We start from the raw sequence: 20093 nt of genomic DNA, 5'->3' as shown, positions 1-20093 counted from the left end.
AAATTATGAACCAGACTTAGCAGCAGAAGTATCAGTGAATGACTTTGGTAAATATTCTATAGCTACAGTACTAGAGTTTTCAGCAAATGTACCATTATTCAAAAGTTTAGCATTAACAAATAGATTAGCAATTTTTGAAGATACACCAGTATTATTAAATTTATAGCTCAACGTACATCCTGTTTCACCATTTTGTTCTGATGCGGTACTAGCGGCAGCAGTTGGTGTACCTGAAATTGTCAAAACACCATATTTACCAGTTAATGTATCATTAGTACCACTAACTTTAGTACATGAATTACTTTGCAAGTTTGTCTGAATATCAACTTTTGCCCCGCCCATCAAAGTAAATGCTTCAGATACTTGAGAGCGTGCAATGTAATTTTGATATTGAGGAATCGCAATCGCAGCAAGAATACCAATAATTGCAACAACAATCATTAACTCGATTAAAGTAAAACCTTTTTGAGCGTTCATAACATCTCTCCTAATTTTTTAAGTTCAAAGTTAACAACCTATCCCCAAAATAGATTTTGTTGTTGCTAACTAACTGATGCTATTTTCAGATAACGCTTCAAGGTTGCCAATAAATAATTTTCAAATTTATTTTTAATGTTAATTTATGTAAAAAAGTGACATTTTTTGTCACTTTCCTTAACTCAATTTAAAATAATTGGCTGATTACTGAGCTCATTTTCTAAATCCTGCACTTTATCATCATAAAAACGATTCAAAATTTCCCCGACTTCCATTACGCCAACAATAACGCCCTGTTTATAATTTTTATTTTTCAGCTCATTAATCATGTGATCACAGATTGCTTGCCAATCCTGTTGCATTGTGGCCTTTTGAATTCCACGATCAATGACAATTTCAACTTTCTGCTCACATAGATTTAAATATATCAGTACACCACTATTAAACTCTGTATCCCATACACCTAATTCAGCAAAAAGTTGTTCTGCTCGCTGACGAGTATTCATTGAATAAGCCAAGGCACATGGAATATATCCCTCTATGACCACTTGGATCTCTCCAACATGACCTTGCTCCGCTTGTTTCACTGCCTCTGCAATTGCATTTTGGTCCATCTTGGAAAAATAACGTTTAGATGCAGGCAAATAACAAAAGTGCTTAATCCAGCGCTTGAAGCTCGGTTGAGATGCTTGTTGCAACTTTGGTTCAGTGATAATTTCTGTCGTTTCAGTTTTTGTTACCATGAGCCTGACGCACCTCCCCCACCAAAGCCACCACCACCGCCACTAAATCCACCACCGCCAAATCCGCCTCGACCGCCACTGCCGCCGCGTCCTCCGCCAGATAAAAATGCTTGGAAAATCAACTGTGCGATGGATGTAAATAATAAAAAGAAAATTCCAATACCCACAATCAAGCTGATTAAAATCCCTGAACCATAAATCATGCTCGCTGCAAAAGCAGTAACACCCGCGACCGATGCACTTAAACGATTACCAATAATAAAAGAGCCAATCACACCAGCGATCAAAATAAATAATACCGTGTTAAATGTCTTTTCTTTTGCATATTGTGCTTTTAACGCTTGTTCTTGTCTAAGTTTCAGTTCTTCAGCGGCTTGTTGGGCAATTTCCGGATCAAGGTTAACGATTCGTTCAATTTCTCTAACCCCTGCAATTAAACCCTGTCCAAATTCATTGGCTTTAAAATAAGGGGTGATTTGTTCGCGAATGATTCGACTCGCAACGATATCTGGAATCACTCCTTCCAATCCATAACCTGTTGCGATATGTAATCTTCGATCATTAATCGCCACTGCGATTAATAAACCATTATCTTGTTGAGCAGAACCCAACCCCCAAGTCTGTGCAGTACGCATTGCAAAATCAAAGATACCTTCCTGACCAGTTGTCGGAACAATGACGATCCCAATTTGAGCCTTACCCTCGTTATACAGACCACGAATTATTGTATCGAGTTCTGACTTTTCTTGAGGAGAAAGTATATTCGCCTGATCTATCACAGGTTCATTTAATGTAGGGAGTTGACGTTGTGTGTCTCCTTCCTGCATATCATTTGAAACAGTAACAGGAGGTACTGGAGTTGGTTTATTTTGCTGAGCACTTGATGATGGATTTGCTGAATTGGGTTGAATCACTTTTCCCAGCACAATCGCGTCAGACTCATGATCTACTGCTGTTGCAGTTTCTGCATGAACCATTTGCAATGTACAGGTCATCACAAAGACAAATAGCCATGAAATCAAATTCATACTATTTTGTCTAAGATGCTGAGTTCTCATGCTCATATTCATCAACTTCTAATCATTGATTTAATCAAAAGAAACATTCGGTGCCTTTTGTGCACTCGCTTCAGCACTAAAATTTTCTTTTGCATCCATGCCAATGACTTTCGCAGTCATGACTTGTGGGAATTGACGAACATAGGTGTTGTAATCTTGGACTGTAGAAATATAGCGATTACGTGCAACTGCTATACGATTTTCTGTACCCTCTAACTGTACCTGTAAATCACGGAATTGCTCATTTGCTTTAAGGTCTGGATAGTTTTCAGTCACTGCCAGCAAACGTGATAATGCACTTGTCATTTGCGATTGCGCTTCTTGATAACGCTTGAATAGTTCAGGATTTTCAAGAACTTCTTTATCAACTTTGAGCCCTGCAACATTTGCACGTGCCTCTGTGACTTCAGTTAAAACTTGTTCTTCATGTTTTGCATATCCTTTAACTACATTCACCAAATTCGGAACAAGGTCTGCTCGACGCTGGTATTGGTTTTGTACCTCAGACCATGATGCAGTCACCGCTTCATCTTTCGCTTGAAGTGTATTGTACCCACAACCTGTGAAAAGCAAGGTACTTGATAATGCGAGCACAACAGCTGATTTTTTTAAAATTTGCATGACATCAACCTCATTATTTATTTGTATTTGTTTAATTAAAAATATTGTATACGCAAATTCAAAATTGAATGTAGCATTTATTTTATGGCTTTAATTTATATAAAAACATTAAGATAAAAAAAGCCACCCTAAGGTGGCTTTTTGTTTGAAATTACTCTTCGTTTTTTTTATCGTCAGCTGGAGGTAAGTCCTTCACAGCTTCAGCAATTAGACCAAACATGTAGTTTCCGTATGCATTAGTTTTATCATAATGGAAACGTAAACGAGGTGTGATACGTGTCTTAATACGACGACTCAGCTCATGGCGCAGAAAACCTGATGCTTTATTTAAAACATCTAGAGTATCTTTATTTGCTGCTTCACTTTGCTCATCACCAAGTTCACGCCCCATGACCGTGACATAAACTTCAGCATAGCCTAAATCTGGGCTCACTTTCACCGCTGAGATGGTCACAAGACCACCTAAGCGTGGATCTTTCAGCTCCTGACGGATGAGTTCAGACAATTCTCGCTGAACCGTGTCCGCCATACGCTTAAGACGTTGACTACCCGCCATTAAAGACTCCGTTTAATTAATTGAACATCATAGACTTCGATTTTATCGAGTACTTTAATGTCTTTATAGCCTTTGACTGCAAGACCACATTCCATACCAGCACGAACTTCTTCAACCACTTCTTTATAACGGCGAAGTGATTCAAGTTCACCTTGGAACACAACCACATCATCACGTAAGACACGAATTGGTTTATTACGGTGTAATAAGCCCTCAAGAACCATACAACCTGCTGCAGCACCAAACTTACTCGAGTGGAATACTTCACGTACTTCAGCCACACCAAGAATTGTTTCACGATGTTCTGGTGCAAGCTTACCACTCATTGCATCTTTCACATCATCAATCAATTGGTAAATGATTGAGTAGTAACGGATGTCGATACCATCTGCGTCAGCTTTTTGGCGCGCTGTATTGTCTGCACGAACGTTAAAACCTAATAAGAATGCTTCTGAAGATTCTGCAAGTGTGACATCAGACTCAGTAATCGCACCAACACCTGAACCAATGACACGCACTTTAACTTCATCAGTTGAAAGTTCAGCCAATGCAACATGAAGCGCTTCCAATGTACCGCGAACATCTGTCTTCAGAACTACATTCACAATCGGCACATCTTTTTTGCCCATTGAAGCCATTAAGTTTTCAAGACGCATTGCAGATTGACGCTCTAAACGTTTTTGACGTTCACGATCCATACGCGCATCAGCCACTTCACGTGCTTTCTTCTCATCATTTACAACAAGAACTTCGTCACCTGCCATTGGCGCTTCTGGAAGACCTAAGATTTCAACTGGAATCGATGGACCTGCAGACTTAATACGTTGACCATTTTCATCAGTCATCGCACGTACACGACCGTAAGATGCACCAGCTAGAACAAGGTCACCTACTTTTAATGTACCATTTTGAACAAGAATCGAAGTAACCGCACCACGGCCTTTATCAACACGTGCTTCGATTACAACACCTTGTGCCGCACCTTCTTCAGAAGCTTTAAGCTCTAGAAGTTCAGATTGAATCAAGATCAAGTCAAGAAGTTCATCAATACCTGCACCGGTGTGCGCAGAAACCATCGCGACAGGGACATCACCACCCCATTGCTCAGGCACGATTTCTTTAGTTGTCAATTCATTCAATACGCGATCTGGATCAGCAGATTCTTTATCCATCTTGTTGATTGCAACAATGATTGGCGTACCTGCTGCACGAGCATGGTCAATCGCTTCCGCTGTTTGTGGCATAACACCATCATCAGCTGCGACCACCAATACAACGATATCAGTTGCTTTCGCACCACGTGAACGCATCGCAGTAAATGCTGCGTGTCCCGGAGTATCCAAGAAAGTGATAATACCTTTATCCGTTGTAACGTGATAAGCACCGATATGCTGTGTAATACCGCCCGCTTCACCTTGCGCTACTTTCGCACGACGAATACGATCAAGAAGCGATGTCTTACCATGGTCAACGTGACCCATGATAGTAACCACTGGTGGACGCGTTGTTTGTGCACCACGTGCTTCTTCAGCCGCTTCAAGCAAGTTATCTTCCGCTTGAGTATCTGATACTAGAACTGGGTTATGACCCATTTCTTCAACCACTAGAACTGCTGTATCTTGGTCGATTGATTGGTTTTGAGTGACAAGCTCACCCATTTTCATGAGTGTTTTAATTACTTCACGAACCTTAATCGCCATTTTTGCAGCAAGGTCAGCAACAACAATAGTTGCACCGATTTCAACATCATAAACTTGCTTTTTAACTGGTTTCTCGAAACCATGTTTATTAGCTTGGCTTGATTTCAAACCACGTTTATGAGAGTTGTCACGGAAAGATTGCTCTTCTTGACCACGACGACCACCTTTCTTAGGAGAACGTGCACCTGGTGTGTTATTACCACGCTTAATGTCACGATCTTCTTTCGCGAATGAATCTTCGTATGCTTGACCAACAAGACCAGCAGCCAATGGAGAATCATCGACCACACGAATCGTTGCAGTTGCATCTTCATTAGAGTACTTAGAAGCCATCTGACGCATTTGTTCAAGCGTACGTTGTTGTGCTTCTTCAGCTGCTTTACGACGTGCTGCTTCTTCAACTGCTTTTAATTTAGCAGCTTCAGCTTCACGTGCTTTTTTCTGTTCTGCAGTTTCAGTTGGTTTAGTTGCTTGTTTAACAATCGGTTTATTTGTTGACTTGCGCTTAACCACAACCGCAGCTTTAGCAACTTCTTGCTTCTCACTCGATTGTTTAGCTGCAGCACGCATTGCATCTAAGTTCGCTTTCGCTTTACTTACTGCAGGTTGCGCCTTCTCTTCAGCTTGAGCTGGTTTAACTTCAACTTTTTGCTGTGCTTTTGCTTCAGTTTCAGCTTTTGCTTTTGCCAATGCTTCAGCTTTAATTTGTTCAGGATCTGGCTTAGTGAACGTATGCTTCTTACGAACTTCTACGTTAATAGTTTTAGCTTTACCTGATGTACTTGCTACTTTTGCAGTACTCGTAGTTTTACGTTTCAACGTGATTTTTCCTGCGCTGCCGCTGTCTTGCCCATGCGCTTTTTTCAAATGAGCGACTAAACGGTCTTGCTGTTCTACTGAGATTGTGTCTTCTGCCTTAGATTGAGGCAACCCAGCATCTCGCACCTGATCTAATAGTTTTTCAACTGGAAGACCTACGCTGACTGCTAACTCTTTAATTGACTTATCCGTCATGTATGACCTCCTCGTTAATTAAACCATGATTCACGTGCTTTCATGATCAATTGACCTGCTTTCTCAGCACCTAAACCTTCGATATCAGAGATATCATCAGTTGCCTGATCTGCTAAATCATCTACTGTGATTACACCGCGAGCCGCTAATGCATAAGCAAGCTCTGAACTCATTCCTTCCATCGCTAGAAGCTCTTCGCTCGGTTCTTGAATATTTTCTTGCTCTTTCAGTGCATCTGCTAATGCAACTTCTTTCGCACGGCTTTGTAAAAGCTCAACCGTTTCTGCATCTAATTCGATTTCATCAAATGTTTCAGCTGGAACGTAAGCAATCTCTTCAAGTGAAGTAAAGCCCATTTCTACCAATGCCATCGCAAGGTCTTCTTCAATATCAAGACGACCTACAAACATATCGAGATATTGCTGTGCTTCATTTTGTTGACGAGCACGGTACTCTTCTTCAAGCATCATATTGAGCTTATAACCAGTTAACTCAGAGGCTAAACGTACGTTTTGACCTTGAGAACCAATTGCACGCGCCAATTGATCGCTTGTAGCAAAAATAATATCTGCTGTACGTTCTTCTTCATCAATCACAATACCAGATACATCTGCTGGCTCTAAAGCACTTGCGATATATTGAGCTGGATCATCTGACCAAACTACAACATCAATACGTTCACCATTCAATTCTTGCTGTACAGCTTGGATACGTGTTCCACGCATACCAATACATGCACCAACTGGATCAATACGATGATCGTTCGTTTTCACTGCAATTTTAGCACGAACACCCGGTTGACGTGCAGCAGCTTTAATTTCGATGATTTCTTCAGAAATTTCTGGAATTTCTTTTTTCATCAATGCCATTAACATTTCTGGCTTAGCACGAGAAAGTTGTAGCTGCGCACCACGACCTTCACGGTTTACGTTAAATAAAATCGCATTTACACGTTGTTTAGGACGTAAAATTTCTTTTGCGATCATTTCTTCACGTGCAAGATATGCTTCCGCATTCTCACCGAGGTCAATGATGAAACCATCTTTAGTTTGTTTCTTTACTTCACCGTAAATTAACTCACCAACTTTAGATTCATATGCATCTGCAATAAGCGCACGTTCAGCTTCACGAATTTTCTGAACAATAACTTGCTTCGCGATTTGAGCTGCAATACGACCAAATTCAATTGATTCTACTTCAAGCTCACGCACATCACCGATTGACCATTTCGCTGGGTCCACATCAGAAATCGCGTCTTGGCATGCAGGCATTTCATGATCTTCATCTGCTACTACAGTCCATTGACGAAAAGTACGGTATTCACCAGTCTTACGATCGATTTCAACGCGCAACTGTGCTTCTTCAGAATTTGTGCCTTCGTAGAATTTTTTCTTCGTTGCAGCAACTAGAGCTTGCTCGAGCGCTTCGAAAATCGCTTCACGACTAACACCTTTTTCATTACTAACCGTCTCAGCAACGGTAAGAATTTCACGGCCCATAAGTCACCTACTATTCAAATTCTTTTAGTTAAGATTAATTTAGTCTTGGTAGATCAAGTTGGCCTTATCGATATTGTGACTATCGATCTCGAGCACTTGTTGCTTTTCAACTTCAACTTGGATCATTTCATTTTCTACATCTACAGCAACCAGTTTCGCTTGGAATTTACGGCGGTTATCCACTGCAGAAATCAAACGTAAAGCAACTTGTTGACCAATATATGCTTGCATCTGTTCAAGTTTAAAGAAAGTGCGATCCCAACCTGGTGATGAAACTTCTAATGCGTATTCACCAGAAATTGGATCATGAACATCGAGGATTGCACCAACTTGTTGGGTAACACGTACACAATCTTGCACACCCACACCACGACCAAGATCAATTTCACCATCTTCCGAAATAACTGGTTCTTTGTTTGGATCTTCAGGCTTGTCAATGTAGATACGTACTAGCGAACGCTTACCCTGAGGTGTAAATTCTAAACCCCATAGTTCAACATCGCACGCCTCAACAGCGGGTGCGATCAGTTCATACAATGCTTGGGTTTTATTTGATAACTTCATTTACTCTCGTCATTTATGTGCGATTCAATCGGCCAACAGACCGACACAGACTAACTATAGTGATAGCATGATTATTTGACCAATTGATGTCCACACTACACGATAGATAACAAAAAAGGGCGCATTCGCCCCCATTATTGCACAGAAAAGCAATGCCCACTGTGCAAAAAGGCCCACCTAGTTGTGAGCCTCTTTAGAAACTTGGTAGCGGGAGCTGGATTTGAACCAACGACCTTCGGGTTATGAGCCCGACGAGCTACCAGACTGCTCCATCCCGCATCAACGTGCAAAATTATATCTAAATTTGAATCATTTTTCAATCAGAAAAACTTTCTAATTAGACTTGATTAAGTTGCACCTTAATCAAAAGTGGTAGCGGGAGCTGGATTTGAACCAACGACCTTCGGGTTATGAGCCCGACGAGCTACCAGACTGCTCCATCCCGCATCAACGTGCAAAAAGTATATCTCAACTCAAACCTTGTTTAAGTTGCCTATCTTAAGTTTGCATCTTAATTATAGGATTGATTGGTAGCGGGAGCTGGATTTGAACCAACGACCTTCGGGTTATGAGCCCGACGAGCTACCAGACTGCTCCATCCCGCATCAACAGATTTTGCTGCAAACACCAACTTAAACTTCTGGATTATAAGTTGGTGCGGAAGGGGGGACTTGAACCCCCACGCCCGAAAGCACTACCACCTCAAGGTAGCGTGTCTACCAATTCCACCACCACCGCAGCTGTGACGCATTCTAGTGGTTTCAATGAAAAATTGAAAGCGAAATATTCAATTATTCAGCTGGTTTTGGTGCAGTTGATGAAGTTTCAGGCGATTTTTGATCAACTTGCTCAGTTGTGTTAATCGTTTTCAAACCATAAGCATCTGTCGTTTGCTGCTTCGCAAAGTAAGCCAAGCTAATACTTGTGATAAAGAATAAAGCAGTAAGTATTCCGGTTAAACGTGTTAAGAAGTTACCAGAACCAGAAGCGCCAAATACAGTCGCTGCACCGCCTCCACCAAAAGACGCACCTGCATCTGCACCTTTACCATGCTGTACTAGAATTAAAATAATCATCAATAACGCTAAAATGATGTGTAGCACCAGTACAAAAGATTGCATGATGAACTCCTAATTATTTTGATTGGGCAAATGCTTGCGCAATTTGAACAAATGATTCTGCATTGAGTGATGCACCGCCTACGAGGGCACCATTGATATCAGGGCATGCTGCCAATTCAACAGCATTCTCAGGTTTTACACTACCACCATAAAGAATTGCTATGTTTTGACCTTCAGGTGTAATTTGACTCAATCCTTCACGAATTTTAGCATGCATTGCTTGTGCATCATCCGGGGAAGCTGTTTTACCAGTTCCAATTGCCCAAATTGGCTCGTAAGCGACGGTAATATGCACCCATTGCTCTGGATTCACAACACCTGCAATGTCACAAATTTGTTGTAACACCACTTGCTCAGCTTGCCCACTTTCACGCTGCTCAAGGCTTTCACCCACACAATAGATGATATGTAAGTTAGCAGCTAAAGCATTTTTTATTTTTTCATTAAGAATCGCAGGCGTGTCATTAAATATTTCACGACGCTCAGAATGCCCAATTAATACATAATCGACCTGGCTATCCTTTAAAAGATCTGCGCTGACTTCACCTGTAAATGCACCAGTACCCGCAATACGCGATACATCTTGAGCGACCACAAACACTTCATGAGCATCTGTTGCAAGTTCATTTTTTACTTGGAGTAAAGCCAATAAAGTTGGCGCAACACCAATTTTACAAACATCATGAGCGATTGAAGCTTGCTCAAGCTGTTGTTTCAAATCAGCTAAAAGCTGTTGCGTGTTAGCCTGCATTGGGTTCATTTTCCAATTGCCTACAACCCACGGAGTAATTGTCGAACCCGACATAGATCTAACCTTCTATCAAAAATGCGCACATTCTACACGGATTTTAAAAAATTAACGTAAAAATTCAATGGATACAGATTCAGCACCTAGAATTCTTTAAAAAAAGACAACATAAGACACAATATCCAACAGAATAAGTGAAAAAATTCAATTTTTTCATAGTTTTCGGATAATATTAATGATTTTAAGTATAGAATTTTCTACTTATAACCGTATAATTTTACTATTCGAATTATAAAATGAATTTAAGGCGTATTGGGGATGACTTTAGATCAAAGTGGGCCAAAATTTTCTGGGTTAAGTCGTCGTTTGGTTGATGAAGGCATTTTGACCTCCCAGCAAATGCAAAATGCTATTATTAATTCAAAAAAATATCATCAAAAATTAGTACCTTACCTCGTTGAACATCTCAAAATACGAGCAAATACGATTGCTGAAATGGTTGCTCAAGAGTTTGGGGAGCCATTGTTCGATTTAGATGCATATAATGTCGAGTTACTACCCAAAGATATCGTTGCAGAAAATCTTGTTACAAAACATGTAATCTTACCTTTATATCAACGAGGTATATCTTTATTTGTAGCGACGAGTGATCCTACAGATATCGAAGCATTGGAAGCAATTCGATTTAATAGTAAATTAAACGTCGTTCCTATTACTGTAGAACATAATAAACTTGAAAAACTGATCGAAAAGCATTTTTCTGAAAATGAGAATTTCAATTTCGGTGATGAAGATCTTGACGTTAACGTCGTCGAGAACGATACACCGCAAAATAATAACGATGATGGTCCTTCAGGTGATGATTCCCCGATTGTTAAGTACATCAACAAGCTTTTGGTTGACGCCATTCGCATTGGTGCATCAGATTTACACTTCGAACCTTATGAAAAAACGTACCGAGTTCGATACCGCGTTGATGGTGTTTTAAGAACTATTGCAAATCCACCATTGCAACTCGCGAATCGATTAGCTTCACGCTTGAAAGTTATGTCTCAAATGGATATTTCAGAAAAGCGTATTCCGCAAGATGGCCGTATTAAGCTTAAATTATCTCGTACTAAAGCGATTGATTTTCGTGTTAACTCATTACCAACCTTATTTGGTGAAAAAATCGTATTACGTATTTTGGATCCTTCTAGTGCAATGCTCGGTATCGATGCATTAGGTTATGAAGAAGATCAGAAAGCTTTATTTCTTGAGGCACTTGAAAAGCCTCAAGGCATGTTACTGATTACGGGCCCAACAGGTTCTGGTAAAACAGTATCGCTTTATACAGGATTGAATATTTTAAATACTGAAAATGCCAACATCTCTACAGCAGAAGATCCCGTAGAAATTAACTTAGAAGGCATTAATCAGGTCAACGTCAATTATAAAGTGGGCTTAAGCTTCTCAGTCGCATTGAAATCATTCCTGCGTCAAGATCCTGATATTATTATGGTCGGGGAGATTCGAGATCTCGAAACAGCTGAAATTGCAATTAAGGCAGCACAAACAGGCCACATGGTGATGTCTACACTTCATACCAATAGTGCTCCTGAAACCTTAACCCGTTTGCGCAATATGGGGGTTCCCTCTTTTAATATTGCAACTTCGGTGAATCTCGTCATTGCTCAACGACTTGCTAGACGACTGTGTGTGCACTGCAAAGTACCTGCTGATATTCCTAAACCAAGTTTGTTAGAAATGGGATTCACAGAACAGGATTTAGCAGATCCAGATTTTAAAATTTATCAACCTGTCGGTTGTCCTGAGTGCCGTGATGGTTATAAAGGACGTGTCGGTATTTATGAAGTCATGAAAGTGACACCTGAAATTTCGAAGATTATTATGGATGATGGCAATGCATTAGAGATTGCAGCTGCATCTGAAAGACTGGGGTTTAAGAATCTTCGACGTTCGGGCTTAATTAAGGTCATGAACGGACTCACTTCTTTACAAGAAGTGAATCGTGTGACCAGTGAATAATTAAAAATAAGGAAATCATTATGGCGGTGAAAAAAGCACAGATGATGCCAACGTTTGTATATGACGGCGTGGATCGCAAGGGAACCAAAGTTAAAGGTGAAATGCCTGCGCGTAATATTCAACTTGCAAAAGTCATGCTCCGCAAACAAGGCATTACGGTGCGTAGTATCCGCGAGAAGCGCAAGAATATTCTTGAAGGCTTAATGAAGAAGAAAGTGTCTACTTTGGACATCACCATCTTTACGCGTCAGCTTGCCACCATGATGAAAGCAGGTGTACCACTTGTTCAAAGCTTTGAAATTGTTGCAGAAGGCTTAGATAATCCTGCAATGCGTGAAGTGGTTTTGGGTATTAAAACTGAGGTCGAAGGTGGTAATACTTTTGCAGGTGCACTACGCAAATATCCTCAGCATTTTGATCAGTTATTCTGCTCATTGGTAGAATCAGGTGAGCAATCAGGTGCGCTTGAAACCATGCTCGATCGAGTTGCGATTTATAAAGAAAAAAGTGAAGTTCTCAAACAAAAAATTAAAAAAGCGATGAAGTATCCAATTGCTGTCATTGTGGTTGCAATTATTGTGACCATTATTTTGATGGTCAAAGTGGTTCCTGTCTTCTCTGAGATGTTTAGCTCATTTGGCGCAGACTTACCTGCGTTCACGCAACTCGTAGTGGCAATGTCTGAGTGGGTGCAAAAATATTGGTTTATTTTAATTATCGGTATCGCGCTGACCATTATCGGCTTTATTGAAGCCAAAAAACGTAGTCAAAAATTTGCGGATGCATTAGATCGCACGGCTTTAAGGCTGCCTATTTTTGGTGATTTGGTTTATAAAGCAATTATCGCACGTTATAGCCGTACACTTTCAACCACATTTGCTGCAGGCGTCCCTTTAATCGATGCACTCCAATCAACAGCTGGTGCAACGAATAACGTGGTATATGAGCAAGCAGTTATGCGTATTCGTGACGACGTTGCGACTGGTCAACAACTTCATTTCGCTATGCGCTCGACCAATTTATTCCCATCTATGGCTGTGCAAATGGTAGCGATTGGTGAAGAATCGGGTTCACTCGATGCTATGCTAGATAAGGTTGCAACCCATTATGAAAGTGAAGTCGACAATGCTGTCGATGGCTTAACCTCCATGATGGAGCCTTTGATTATGGCCATTCTAGGTGTCTTGGTCGGCGGTTTAGTCATCGCAATGTATCTTCCAATCTTCCAAATGGGTTCTGTGGTGTAATGAACGAAATAATTGGGTATTTAATTCAATCGCCTACAGCACTCTATTTAACTGTAGGAATCATCAGCTTATGTGTCGGCAGTTTTTTAAATGTTGTCATTTACCGCACACCTAAAATGATGGAGCAAGAATGGCGTCAAGACTGTCAGATGTTTTTACATCCCGACCAAGCCATAATTGATGAAGATAAGCTCACGCTAAGTAAACCTGCATCGACCTGCCCGAAATGTAAAACACCTATTCGTTGGTATCAAAATATCCCCGTGATAAGTTGGTTATTTTTACGTGGAAAATGTGGTGAATGTGAAAATCCGATTGGCATTCGTTATCCACTGGTAGAAGTTTTGACTGCTGTTTGCTCATTAGTGGTCGTCGCGGTATTTGGTCCAAGCCTACAAATGCTTTTTGGCTTAATTTTAACTTGGACACTGATCGCACTCACATTCATCGACTTCGATACACAACTTTTACCCGATCGATATACTCTCCCCTTGGCTGCACTTGGTTTAGCGGTAAATAGCTATGCACTCTACACCTCACCTACCTCCGCCATTTGGGGTTATTTGATTGGTTTCCTCTGTTTATGGGTGGTGTACTATCTATTTAAAATCGTGACAGGCAAAGAAGGAATGGGATATGGCGACTTCAAATTACTGGCCGCGCTTGGTGCATGGATGGGTCCATTTTTATTACCGCTCATTGTCCTACTTTCATCCTTAGTCGGTGCAATCATCGGCATCATTTTGATGAAAGTCAAAAAAGAAAATCAGCCCTTTGCTTTTGGACCTTATATTGCGATTGCTGGATGGATTGCATTCTTATGGGGTAACGAAATTATGAAGGTTTATTTAGGGGGGTAAGCTAAAATAAGCCCCATTATGATAATTACAAGGTTTTTTACATGCGCTTTATTTTGGGCTTAACAGGTGGTATTGGAAGTGGAAAAACTGCTGCAAGTCAGTGGTTTGAAACACAAGGTATTACTGTTGTTGATGCAGATATCGTAGCACGTGAAGTGGTTGAAATTGGAAAACCTGCACTACAAAAAATTAAAGATCATTTTGGGGATTGGGTGCTATTGGAAGATGGCGCACTCGACCGCAGAGCGTTAAGAGACCATATTTTTAAACATCCTGAAGCTAGAAAGATATTAGAAAATATTACGCATCCTGCAATTCGCCTATCGATTATTGAACAACTACAACGGGCGACCAGTACTTATGCCATTTTAGTTTCCCCACTCTTATTTGAAACCAATCAACACCAACTTACTCAACGTACTTTACTAATCGATGCATCCACAGAATTACAAATCTTGCGTGCTTCGCAACGTGATCATCAAGACATTGAGCAAATTAAAAAAATAATGAGTGCGCAAATGTCTCGTGAAGAAAAATTAAAACGTGCAGACGATGTTGTTATTAATGATGGTGAACTTGATCATCTCTATCAACAACTCGCAGTAAAACACCAATATTATCTTAGTCTTGCACAACAAGCTTAGATTAAAAAAAAGCAGTCTAAGAAGACTGCTTTTTTTGTTGCTCAAGTTTTTGGCTTAGTGCATCTTGGCGACCCAGCCATCGCCATGGTTGTAATGCGCCTATCGCCATACCCAACAACCCAAATAACATCGCAATACTTAAAGGTTCATTTAACAAAGGCACTGCCAAAATTGCAGCTAAAAAAGGTGCTAAATTGGTAATGCTCCCTGCTTTAAAAGCCCCGAGTCTTTTAATCGCTTCCACATAAGTTAAAGTTGCAATAATGACCACAAATATGCCATGAAATATTGTTTGAAACATTAAATGCTGAGGCTCAGGAGTACTAAGATCTTTGGGTAAAAATAACACGTAAATGGGTACATAAATCACGGCTGACCAGATGGCAACCCCACACATCGCCTGCCATGCACTCAGTTGGAATTTACGCAGTAATACGGTAAATATTGCCCAAAAAATGGCGCTCAAGAAGAATAATCCATCACCAGCACCAAAAGGAATGCCAGATTCACGATACATCAGGAGACTCATAATACCGAGCACGGTGATCATAATGATCAAACTTGCCCATGTATGACGATCAAAAGCCTGCTTCATCAATATAAAAGCCACGATGGCAGTACAAATAGGAATACAACCATTGAGAAAAATTGCAGCATGCGCAGTCGGTGCATAGTGAAATGCGCTATAAGCCAACAAACAATAGATCACACCACCAATCATTGCCAAGATAAATGGTTCTTTTTTAAGTAAAAAAGAGGCTTCTCTACGATAAAGTAAAATCGGCATTAAGATCAAAAAAGCCAGTGAAAAACGCAGTGCCACAATGTCCCACGTATTGATATGCCATAGCGCATTTAATCGTGCAGTGAGGGTAAATCCCCCCCAGATGCACATGGTAGTAATAAGAAAAAAATAGCCTTGGGCTCGATCTGAAAGTGCCATCTCAAATTAGGCTTGACGTTGTCTACACGCTTCGTAAAGTGCCATGCCTGTCGCCACACTCACATTCAAACTTTGTAAATTGCCACTCATTGGAATATAAACTTTGTGATCGCATTGCGCCTGAGTAATCGGTCTTAAACCAGTATCTTCAGCACCCATAATCACTGCGACAGGACCAGTCAAATCACATTCGTGAATAGGTAGAGCATGCTCATCTAACATCGTGCCAATCACTCGAACATTAAAATCATCTTTGATTTTAGCTAAAGTACGAGCCAAATTCGTCACTTGGATAAATTTAACTTTCTCTGCACCACCAGCAGCAACCTTACGAGCCGTTGGTGTTAAGCTCGCAGAACGATCACGAGGAACAACAACCGCGTGTACGCCCATGGCTGCCGCAGTTCGAATACACGCACCCAAATTATGCGGGTCCGTCACTTGGTCAAGCGCCAGTAAAAAAACATTGTCTGTACTTTTGATTAATTGCTCAAGATCATTTTCATTCAGCGTTGGATGAGGACGAACTGCAGCAACGACACCTTGATGAAAAGGTTGTCCAGCCAGTTTTTCAAGGCTGTCTCGGCTCGCTTTTTGAATACTAATTCCGAAAGGTTCAGCCAACTCAAAAATACGTTTTAAACGTTGATCTTCACGACCTTTTAGTGCAAATAGAGTCAAAACGCGTTCAGGTTCTAACTCCAACAATGACTCCACAGAATGAACGCCATAATAATATTCGGGTTTAGCCATGAACGACCTCAACTCACTAAGACAATACAATAATATAGAAAAGAAAAATCCCGCAAAGCCAACTTTACAGGATTTTATATAGCGAATAGTTTAACCGATTTGACCATTGAATGTTGGTCAAATTTTTTTTTGGTAATTAACCTTCGAAATGACAAACGTAGTCTAATACGTCATCTGTTTCGATTTTGAAACGGCTCTCACCAGGCACGTAAAACGACTGCCCTGCACGGAAAAGCTCATGTTCTTCATTGTCTGCAATTGTGACACGACATTCACCAGAAATAATTTCCATACGCTCTGGTACATGTGTTTCAAAAGTAAGCGGTTGTTCCGTCGGTAGAATAACCCCAAGTGTTTTTTTCGTACCGTCTTCAAATTGAACAGTGTGGCTAATACACGTCCCGCCAAAATAAACATTTGATTTTTTTACAACAGATACATGATCAAATTGTGATGACATGCGTATTCTCCAAATAATGCGCATTTTATAAATTTTAATTGCCGTAGTTTAATTGCGCTCGAGCAACTAATCAATCAGTGTTTTGCAATGGTTTTTATAAGCAACTTTTGTTCCCTATTGATGAAATTTAAAGATTTTTTTGATTTCTTCTATATATCTTTTGTACACAGGTAAAAGAATATATTCAGTCACTAGTAATCAACCTAATTTCAGTTAAAATGCAAACTAAAAGTTCTCATATTCAAATGTCGTGACTTGAGACTAAAACAAAATTTCTCTATCTTAGAATCCACACTTTCGCAGCTCGGATGCGTTTATGCTGACACACCTTAATCTGATCAACTTTGCTTTAGCCGATAACTTAGCCATTGATATTGATCAAGGTTTCAATGTTCTTACGGGTGAAACTGGTGCAGGTAAATCTTTATTACTCGATGCATTATCAGCGTGTTTAGGCGAGCGTACTGATACGAATTACGTTCGTTATGGTTCAGATAAGGCTGATGTTACAGCCGTATTTAGTTATCAAGATCAAAGTCCTGAAGCTGAATGGTTAAGCACTCATGAGCTGGCAGATGAATCGGGTGAAATTCATCTAAGACGGGTAATCTTTGCTACAGGTCGTAGTAAAGCTTGGATCAATGGACGTCCAAGTAGTCTGTCAGAATTAAAGGAAATAGGCAGACTTTTAGTCCAACTTTACAGCCAGCATAGTCAGCAACAATTGTTAGAACCGCCCTATCCAAAACATTGGTTAGATCGTTACAGCAACTTTGCTCAACATACGCTTGCTGTCAAAGACAGTTATAACGCATGGCAAAAAAATATCCGACAGCATCAAGCTGCGCTTGATGCACAGACCACCCGCCTTCAACGCATTGAGACACTTAATCTTCAATTAGAAGAATTAGAAGAAGTGGTTCGACTTGACTATAAAGAAATTGAACAAGAGTTCGATCGCTTAAGTCATCATGAACACATCATGCAAGATTGTAGTTATGCAATCAACGTTTTAGATGAGTCTGATCAAAATATCACTCAGGAAATTTCAAGTATTATTCGCAAGCTTGAATCTCATGCAGGTCGTAGTGATTTACTCTCTGAAATTTATAACTCATTATTAAATGCGCAAAGTGAAATCGATGATGCCAGTGCGAATTTAAAACAATTCATTGACCGTCAGAGTTTTGATCCTGAACGAATGGAAGAGTTAAACACACAACTGGAAATATTCCATCGTTTAGCGCGCAAATATCGAGTACAGCCCGAAGATTTAAAATCAGAATACGAACATTGGCAGGTAGAGCTAGAACAACTACATCAACTTGAAGATCCAGAGACTTTGGCTGAACAAGTTGAAATTTCACATCAACAGTTTATAGAGAAAGCTCAATATCTAGATGATATTCGTCGTAAAGCAGCAGAGCCCTTAGCTAAACTTTTAACAGAACAAGTCAAACAACTGGCTTTACCAGAAGCTCATTTTGAATTCCGTTTTGATCCTCTGGAGCAGCCTTCATCTGAAGGGTTTAGTTTTATTCAATTGTTGTTCACAGCAAACAAAGGGATCCCACCTCAACCGCTTGCGAAGGTTGCTTCTGGTGGTGAATTGTCACGTATTGCATTGGTCATGCAAGTCATGAATGCAGAGAAAACCGAAGCTGAAGTACTCGTTTTTGACGAAATTGATGTAGGTATCAGTGGTGGAACTGCTGAGATTGTCGGTCGCTTATTGGCTGGATTAGGTCAACATGTTCAAATTCTATGTATTACACATCAAGCCCAAGTTGCAGCGCAATCGGACCAACATTTGTTAGTGAAAAAACTGCAAACAGACCCTGCTAGCAGCACTATCGTTGAGCTTGATGAAGATCAACGGATATTAGAGCTTGCTCGCATGACTGGTGGTGTCGAAATTAGCGAGACCACCCTTCAACATGCAAAACAATTAAGACAATTAAAGTTTCAGACCAGCACATCTTGATTATTTTAAAAGGATTGTTGAAAACCCATAAGTCTAGTATGTTGAAGTAAAGTGATACTCAAACATAGGAGAAGCCATTAGGTGAGTAAACAATTTCTAACGCACCGTTGCCTGATTGCCCCACCTGATTTAGCAGATGATTTCTTCGCAAATAGTGTGGTCTATATCGCTCGTCATGATCATGAAGGTGCGCAGGGAATTATGATCAATCGTCCGGCTGGGATTCAGGTTAAAGAACTCTTAACAGATCTTGATATCGTTGCAGATCATGTTCACCCACATGATGTCTTACAAGGTGGTCCTTTACGACCAGAAGCGGGTTTTGTACTTCATACGGGTCAACCTACTTGGCATGCGTCCATCGCTGTAGGTGAAAATCTCTGTTTAACAACTTCAAAGGATATTCTTGATGCAATCGCACACAATGAAGGTGTTGGTCGCTATCAAATTGCTTTAGGCTATGCAAGTTGGAGTAAAAACCAGTTGGAGCAAGAAATCGCTCGAGGTGACTGGCTCATTTGTGACTCTGATATGGATTTGATTTTTAACTTACCCTATGACGATCGCTGGGACGCTGCCTATAGAAAAATGGGGGTCGATCGTACATGGCTTTCATCTGAGATTGGACATGCCTGATTCAACTACCGCTCAACTCATTATGGCCTTTGACTTTGGCACACAAAAAACAGGAATGGCTGTAGGATCGTCCATTATTGAAAGTGCTACGCCACTTTCACTTTTACCGATGAAAGATGGCATTCCCAATTGGGATGATCTACTCAAAATTGTAAAACAGCATTCTCCAAATCTGTTTTTAGTCGGGCTACCACTGAATATGGATGATAGCGAATCGGAACTATCAACACGAGCACGTAAATTTGCCCGTCGTTTAAGACACCAAACCAATATAGAAACATGGATGGTGGATGAGCGATTAACAACTCGCGAAGCGCGTGATGAACTCGATCATTATCAGGCGCAAGGGCGTGGAAAAAAGTTGTCCGCAGACAGCTTGGCAGCCGCTTTATTTATTGAAAGTTGGTATCGTAATCCTCAAGGTATTCAACCTTAAT

The 20093-nt window shown here is 40.5% G+C and carries 20 protein-coding genes and 4 tRNA genes; 7 read left to right on the top strand and 17 right to left on the bottom strand.

The features are described 5' to 3' along the window. Positions 1 to 3 precede the first annotated feature (3 nt). The 14 genes from AC1M84_RS08275 to tpiA all read right to left on the bottom strand — a co-directional run bounded on the left by AC1M84_RS08275 (position 4) and on the right by tpiA (position 10158). Entirely contained in the window at positions 4 to 477 is a 474-nt protein-coding gene (locus AC1M84_RS08275) for a pilin (RefSeq protein ID WP_481594813.1), read from the bottom strand. A 182-nt stretch (positions 478 to 659) separates the two neighbouring features. After that, positions 660 to 1220, bottom strand: a complete 561-nt coding sequence (locus AC1M84_RS08270) for a TPM domain-containing protein (RefSeq protein ID WP_481594812.1) — start codon at positions 1218 to 1220, stop codon at positions 660 to 662. After that, on the bottom strand, positions 1214 to 2284 hold the full coding sequence (locus AC1M84_RS08265; protein ID WP_481594811.1) for a TPM domain-containing protein: 1071 nt from the start codon (positions 2282 to 2284) through the stop codon (positions 1214 to 1216). Before AC1M84_RS08265 ends, AC1M84_RS08270 begins: the two co-directional genes overlap by 7 nt. A gap of 24 nt (positions 2285 to 2308) precedes the next feature. After that, a complete protein-coding gene (locus AC1M84_RS08260; RefSeq protein ID WP_179998788.1) occupies positions 2309 to 2899 on the bottom strand; it encodes a LemA family protein in 591 nt (196 codons plus the stop codon). A 151-nt stretch (positions 2900 to 3050) separates the two neighbouring features. Continuing rightward, a complete protein-coding gene (locus AC1M84_RS08255) occupies positions 3051 to 3455 on the bottom strand; it encodes a ribosome-binding factor A (RefSeq protein WP_481594810.1) in 405 nt (134 codons plus the stop codon). After that, positions 3455 to 6169: a translation initiation factor IF-2 gene (infB, locus tag AC1M84_RS08250; RefSeq protein ID WP_035266024.1), complete on the bottom strand. Its 2715-nt coding sequence runs from the start codon at positions 6167 to 6169 to the stop codon at positions 3455 to 3457. Before infB ends, AC1M84_RS08255 begins: the two co-directional genes overlap by 1 nt. Before the next feature lie 14 nt (positions 6170 to 6183). Continuing rightward, entirely contained in the window at positions 6184 to 7668 is a 1485-nt protein-coding gene (gene nusA, locus AC1M84_RS08245; protein WP_035266021.1) for a transcription termination factor NusA, read from the bottom strand. 39 nt (positions 7669 to 7707) lie between these two features. Beyond that, positions 7708 to 8232 (bottom strand): ribosome maturation factor RimP, encoded by a 525-nt coding sequence (gene rimP / locus AC1M84_RS08240; protein ID WP_035266019.1) that lies wholly within the window; start codon positions 8230 to 8232, stop codon positions 7708 to 7710. A 202-nt stretch (positions 8233 to 8434) separates the two neighbouring features. After that, positions 8435 to 8511 (bottom strand) — tRNA-Met (locus tag AC1M84_RS08235). 91 nt (positions 8512 to 8602) lie between these two features. Beyond that, positions 8603 to 8679 (bottom strand) — tRNA-Met (locus AC1M84_RS08230). Positions 8680 to 8760: 81 nt separating this feature from the next. Further along, a tRNA-Met gene (locus tag AC1M84_RS08225) sits at positions 8761 to 8837 on the bottom strand. Positions 8838 to 8885: 48 nt separating this feature from the next. Continuing rightward, positions 8886 to 8970, bottom strand: a tRNA-Leu gene (locus tag AC1M84_RS08220). 53 nt (positions 8971 to 9023) lie between these two features. Continuing rightward, positions 9024 to 9353 (bottom strand): preprotein translocase subunit SecG, encoded by a 330-nt coding sequence (gene secG / locus AC1M84_RS08215; RefSeq protein WP_035266018.1) that lies wholly within the window; start codon positions 9351 to 9353, stop codon positions 9024 to 9026. 13 nt (positions 9354 to 9366) lie between these two features. Continuing rightward, positions 9367 to 10158, bottom strand: a complete 792-nt coding sequence (tpiA, locus tag AC1M84_RS08210) for a triose-phosphate isomerase (RefSeq protein WP_035266016.1) — start codon at positions 10156 to 10158, stop codon at positions 9367 to 9369. Between the two features lie 261 nt (positions 10159 to 10419). Between tpiA and pilB the strand changes: the two genes are divergently transcribed. The 4 genes from pilB to coaE are packed head-to-tail and all read left to right on the top strand — an operon-like array spanning position 10420 to position 14880. Then, the gene (pilB, locus tag AC1M84_RS08205) at positions 10420 to 12129 is read left to right on the top strand and encodes a type IV-A pilus assembly ATPase PilB (RefSeq protein WP_481594809.1); all 1710 of its coding nucleotides are present in this window, start codon (positions 10420 to 10422) and stop codon (positions 12127 to 12129) included. Positions 12130 to 12149: 20 nt separating this feature from the next. Beyond that, positions 12150 to 13376 (top strand): type II secretion system F family protein, encoded by a 1227-nt coding sequence (locus AC1M84_RS08200; RefSeq protein WP_035266014.1) that lies wholly within the window; start codon positions 12150 to 12152, stop codon positions 13374 to 13376. Then, positions 13376 to 14236: a prepilin peptidase gene (locus AC1M84_RS08195; protein WP_481594808.1), complete on the top strand. Its 861-nt coding sequence runs from the start codon at positions 13376 to 13378 to the stop codon at positions 14234 to 14236. Before AC1M84_RS08200 ends, AC1M84_RS08195 begins: the two co-directional genes overlap by 1 nt. A gap of 41 nt (positions 14237 to 14277) precedes the next feature. Further along, positions 14278 to 14880, top strand: a complete 603-nt coding sequence (gene coaE / locus AC1M84_RS08190) for a dephospho-CoA kinase (protein WP_481594807.1) — start codon at positions 14278 to 14280, stop codon at positions 14878 to 14880. A gap of 16 nt (positions 14881 to 14896) precedes the next feature. Here coaE and AC1M84_RS08185 read toward each other — a convergent pair whose 3' ends face one another. From AC1M84_RS08185 to ppnP, 3 genes are all read right to left on the bottom strand, one after another. After that, entirely contained in the window at positions 14897 to 15823 is a 927-nt protein-coding gene (locus AC1M84_RS08185; protein ID WP_180028662.1) for a DMT family transporter, read from the bottom strand. Between the two features lie 6 nt (positions 15824 to 15829). Further along, the gene (rlmB, locus tag AC1M84_RS08180) at positions 15830 to 16576 is read right to left on the bottom strand and encodes a 23S rRNA (guanosine(2251)-2'-O)-methyltransferase RlmB (protein WP_035266007.1); all 747 of its coding nucleotides are present in this window, start codon (positions 16574 to 16576) and stop codon (positions 15830 to 15832) included. Positions 16577 to 16712: 136 nt separating this feature from the next. After that, on the bottom strand, positions 16713 to 17036 hold the full coding sequence (ppnP, locus tag AC1M84_RS08175; RefSeq protein WP_092766653.1) for a pyrimidine/purine nucleoside phosphorylase: 324 nt from the start codon (positions 17034 to 17036) through the stop codon (positions 16713 to 16715). A gap of 316 nt (positions 17037 to 17352) precedes the next feature. On the opposite strand from ppnP, the gene recN reads away from it, so the two are divergent. From recN to ruvX, 3 genes are all read left to right on the top strand, one after another. Then, the gene (gene recN / locus AC1M84_RS08170; protein WP_481594806.1) at positions 17353 to 19020 is read left to right on the top strand and encodes a DNA repair protein RecN; all 1668 of its coding nucleotides are present in this window, start codon (positions 17353 to 17355) and stop codon (positions 19018 to 19020) included. An 81-nt stretch (positions 19021 to 19101) separates the two neighbouring features. Then, a complete protein-coding gene (locus tag AC1M84_RS08165) occupies positions 19102 to 19656 on the top strand; it encodes a YqgE/AlgH family protein (protein ID WP_035266003.1) in 555 nt (184 codons plus the stop codon). Then, complete coding sequence (ruvX, locus tag AC1M84_RS08160) at positions 19649 to 20092, top strand: Holliday junction resolvase RuvX (protein ID WP_035266001.1); 444 nt, start codon at positions 19649 to 19651, stop codon at positions 20090 to 20092. The genes AC1M84_RS08165 and ruvX overlap by 8 nt, the downstream gene beginning before the upstream one ends. The last annotated feature ends 1 nt before the right edge of the window (position 20093 follow it).

The sequence above is a fragment of the Acinetobacter sp. 24-47-66 genome, from assembly GCF_056779755.1.
This window is presented reverse-complemented; position numbering and strand designations above follow the sequence as displayed.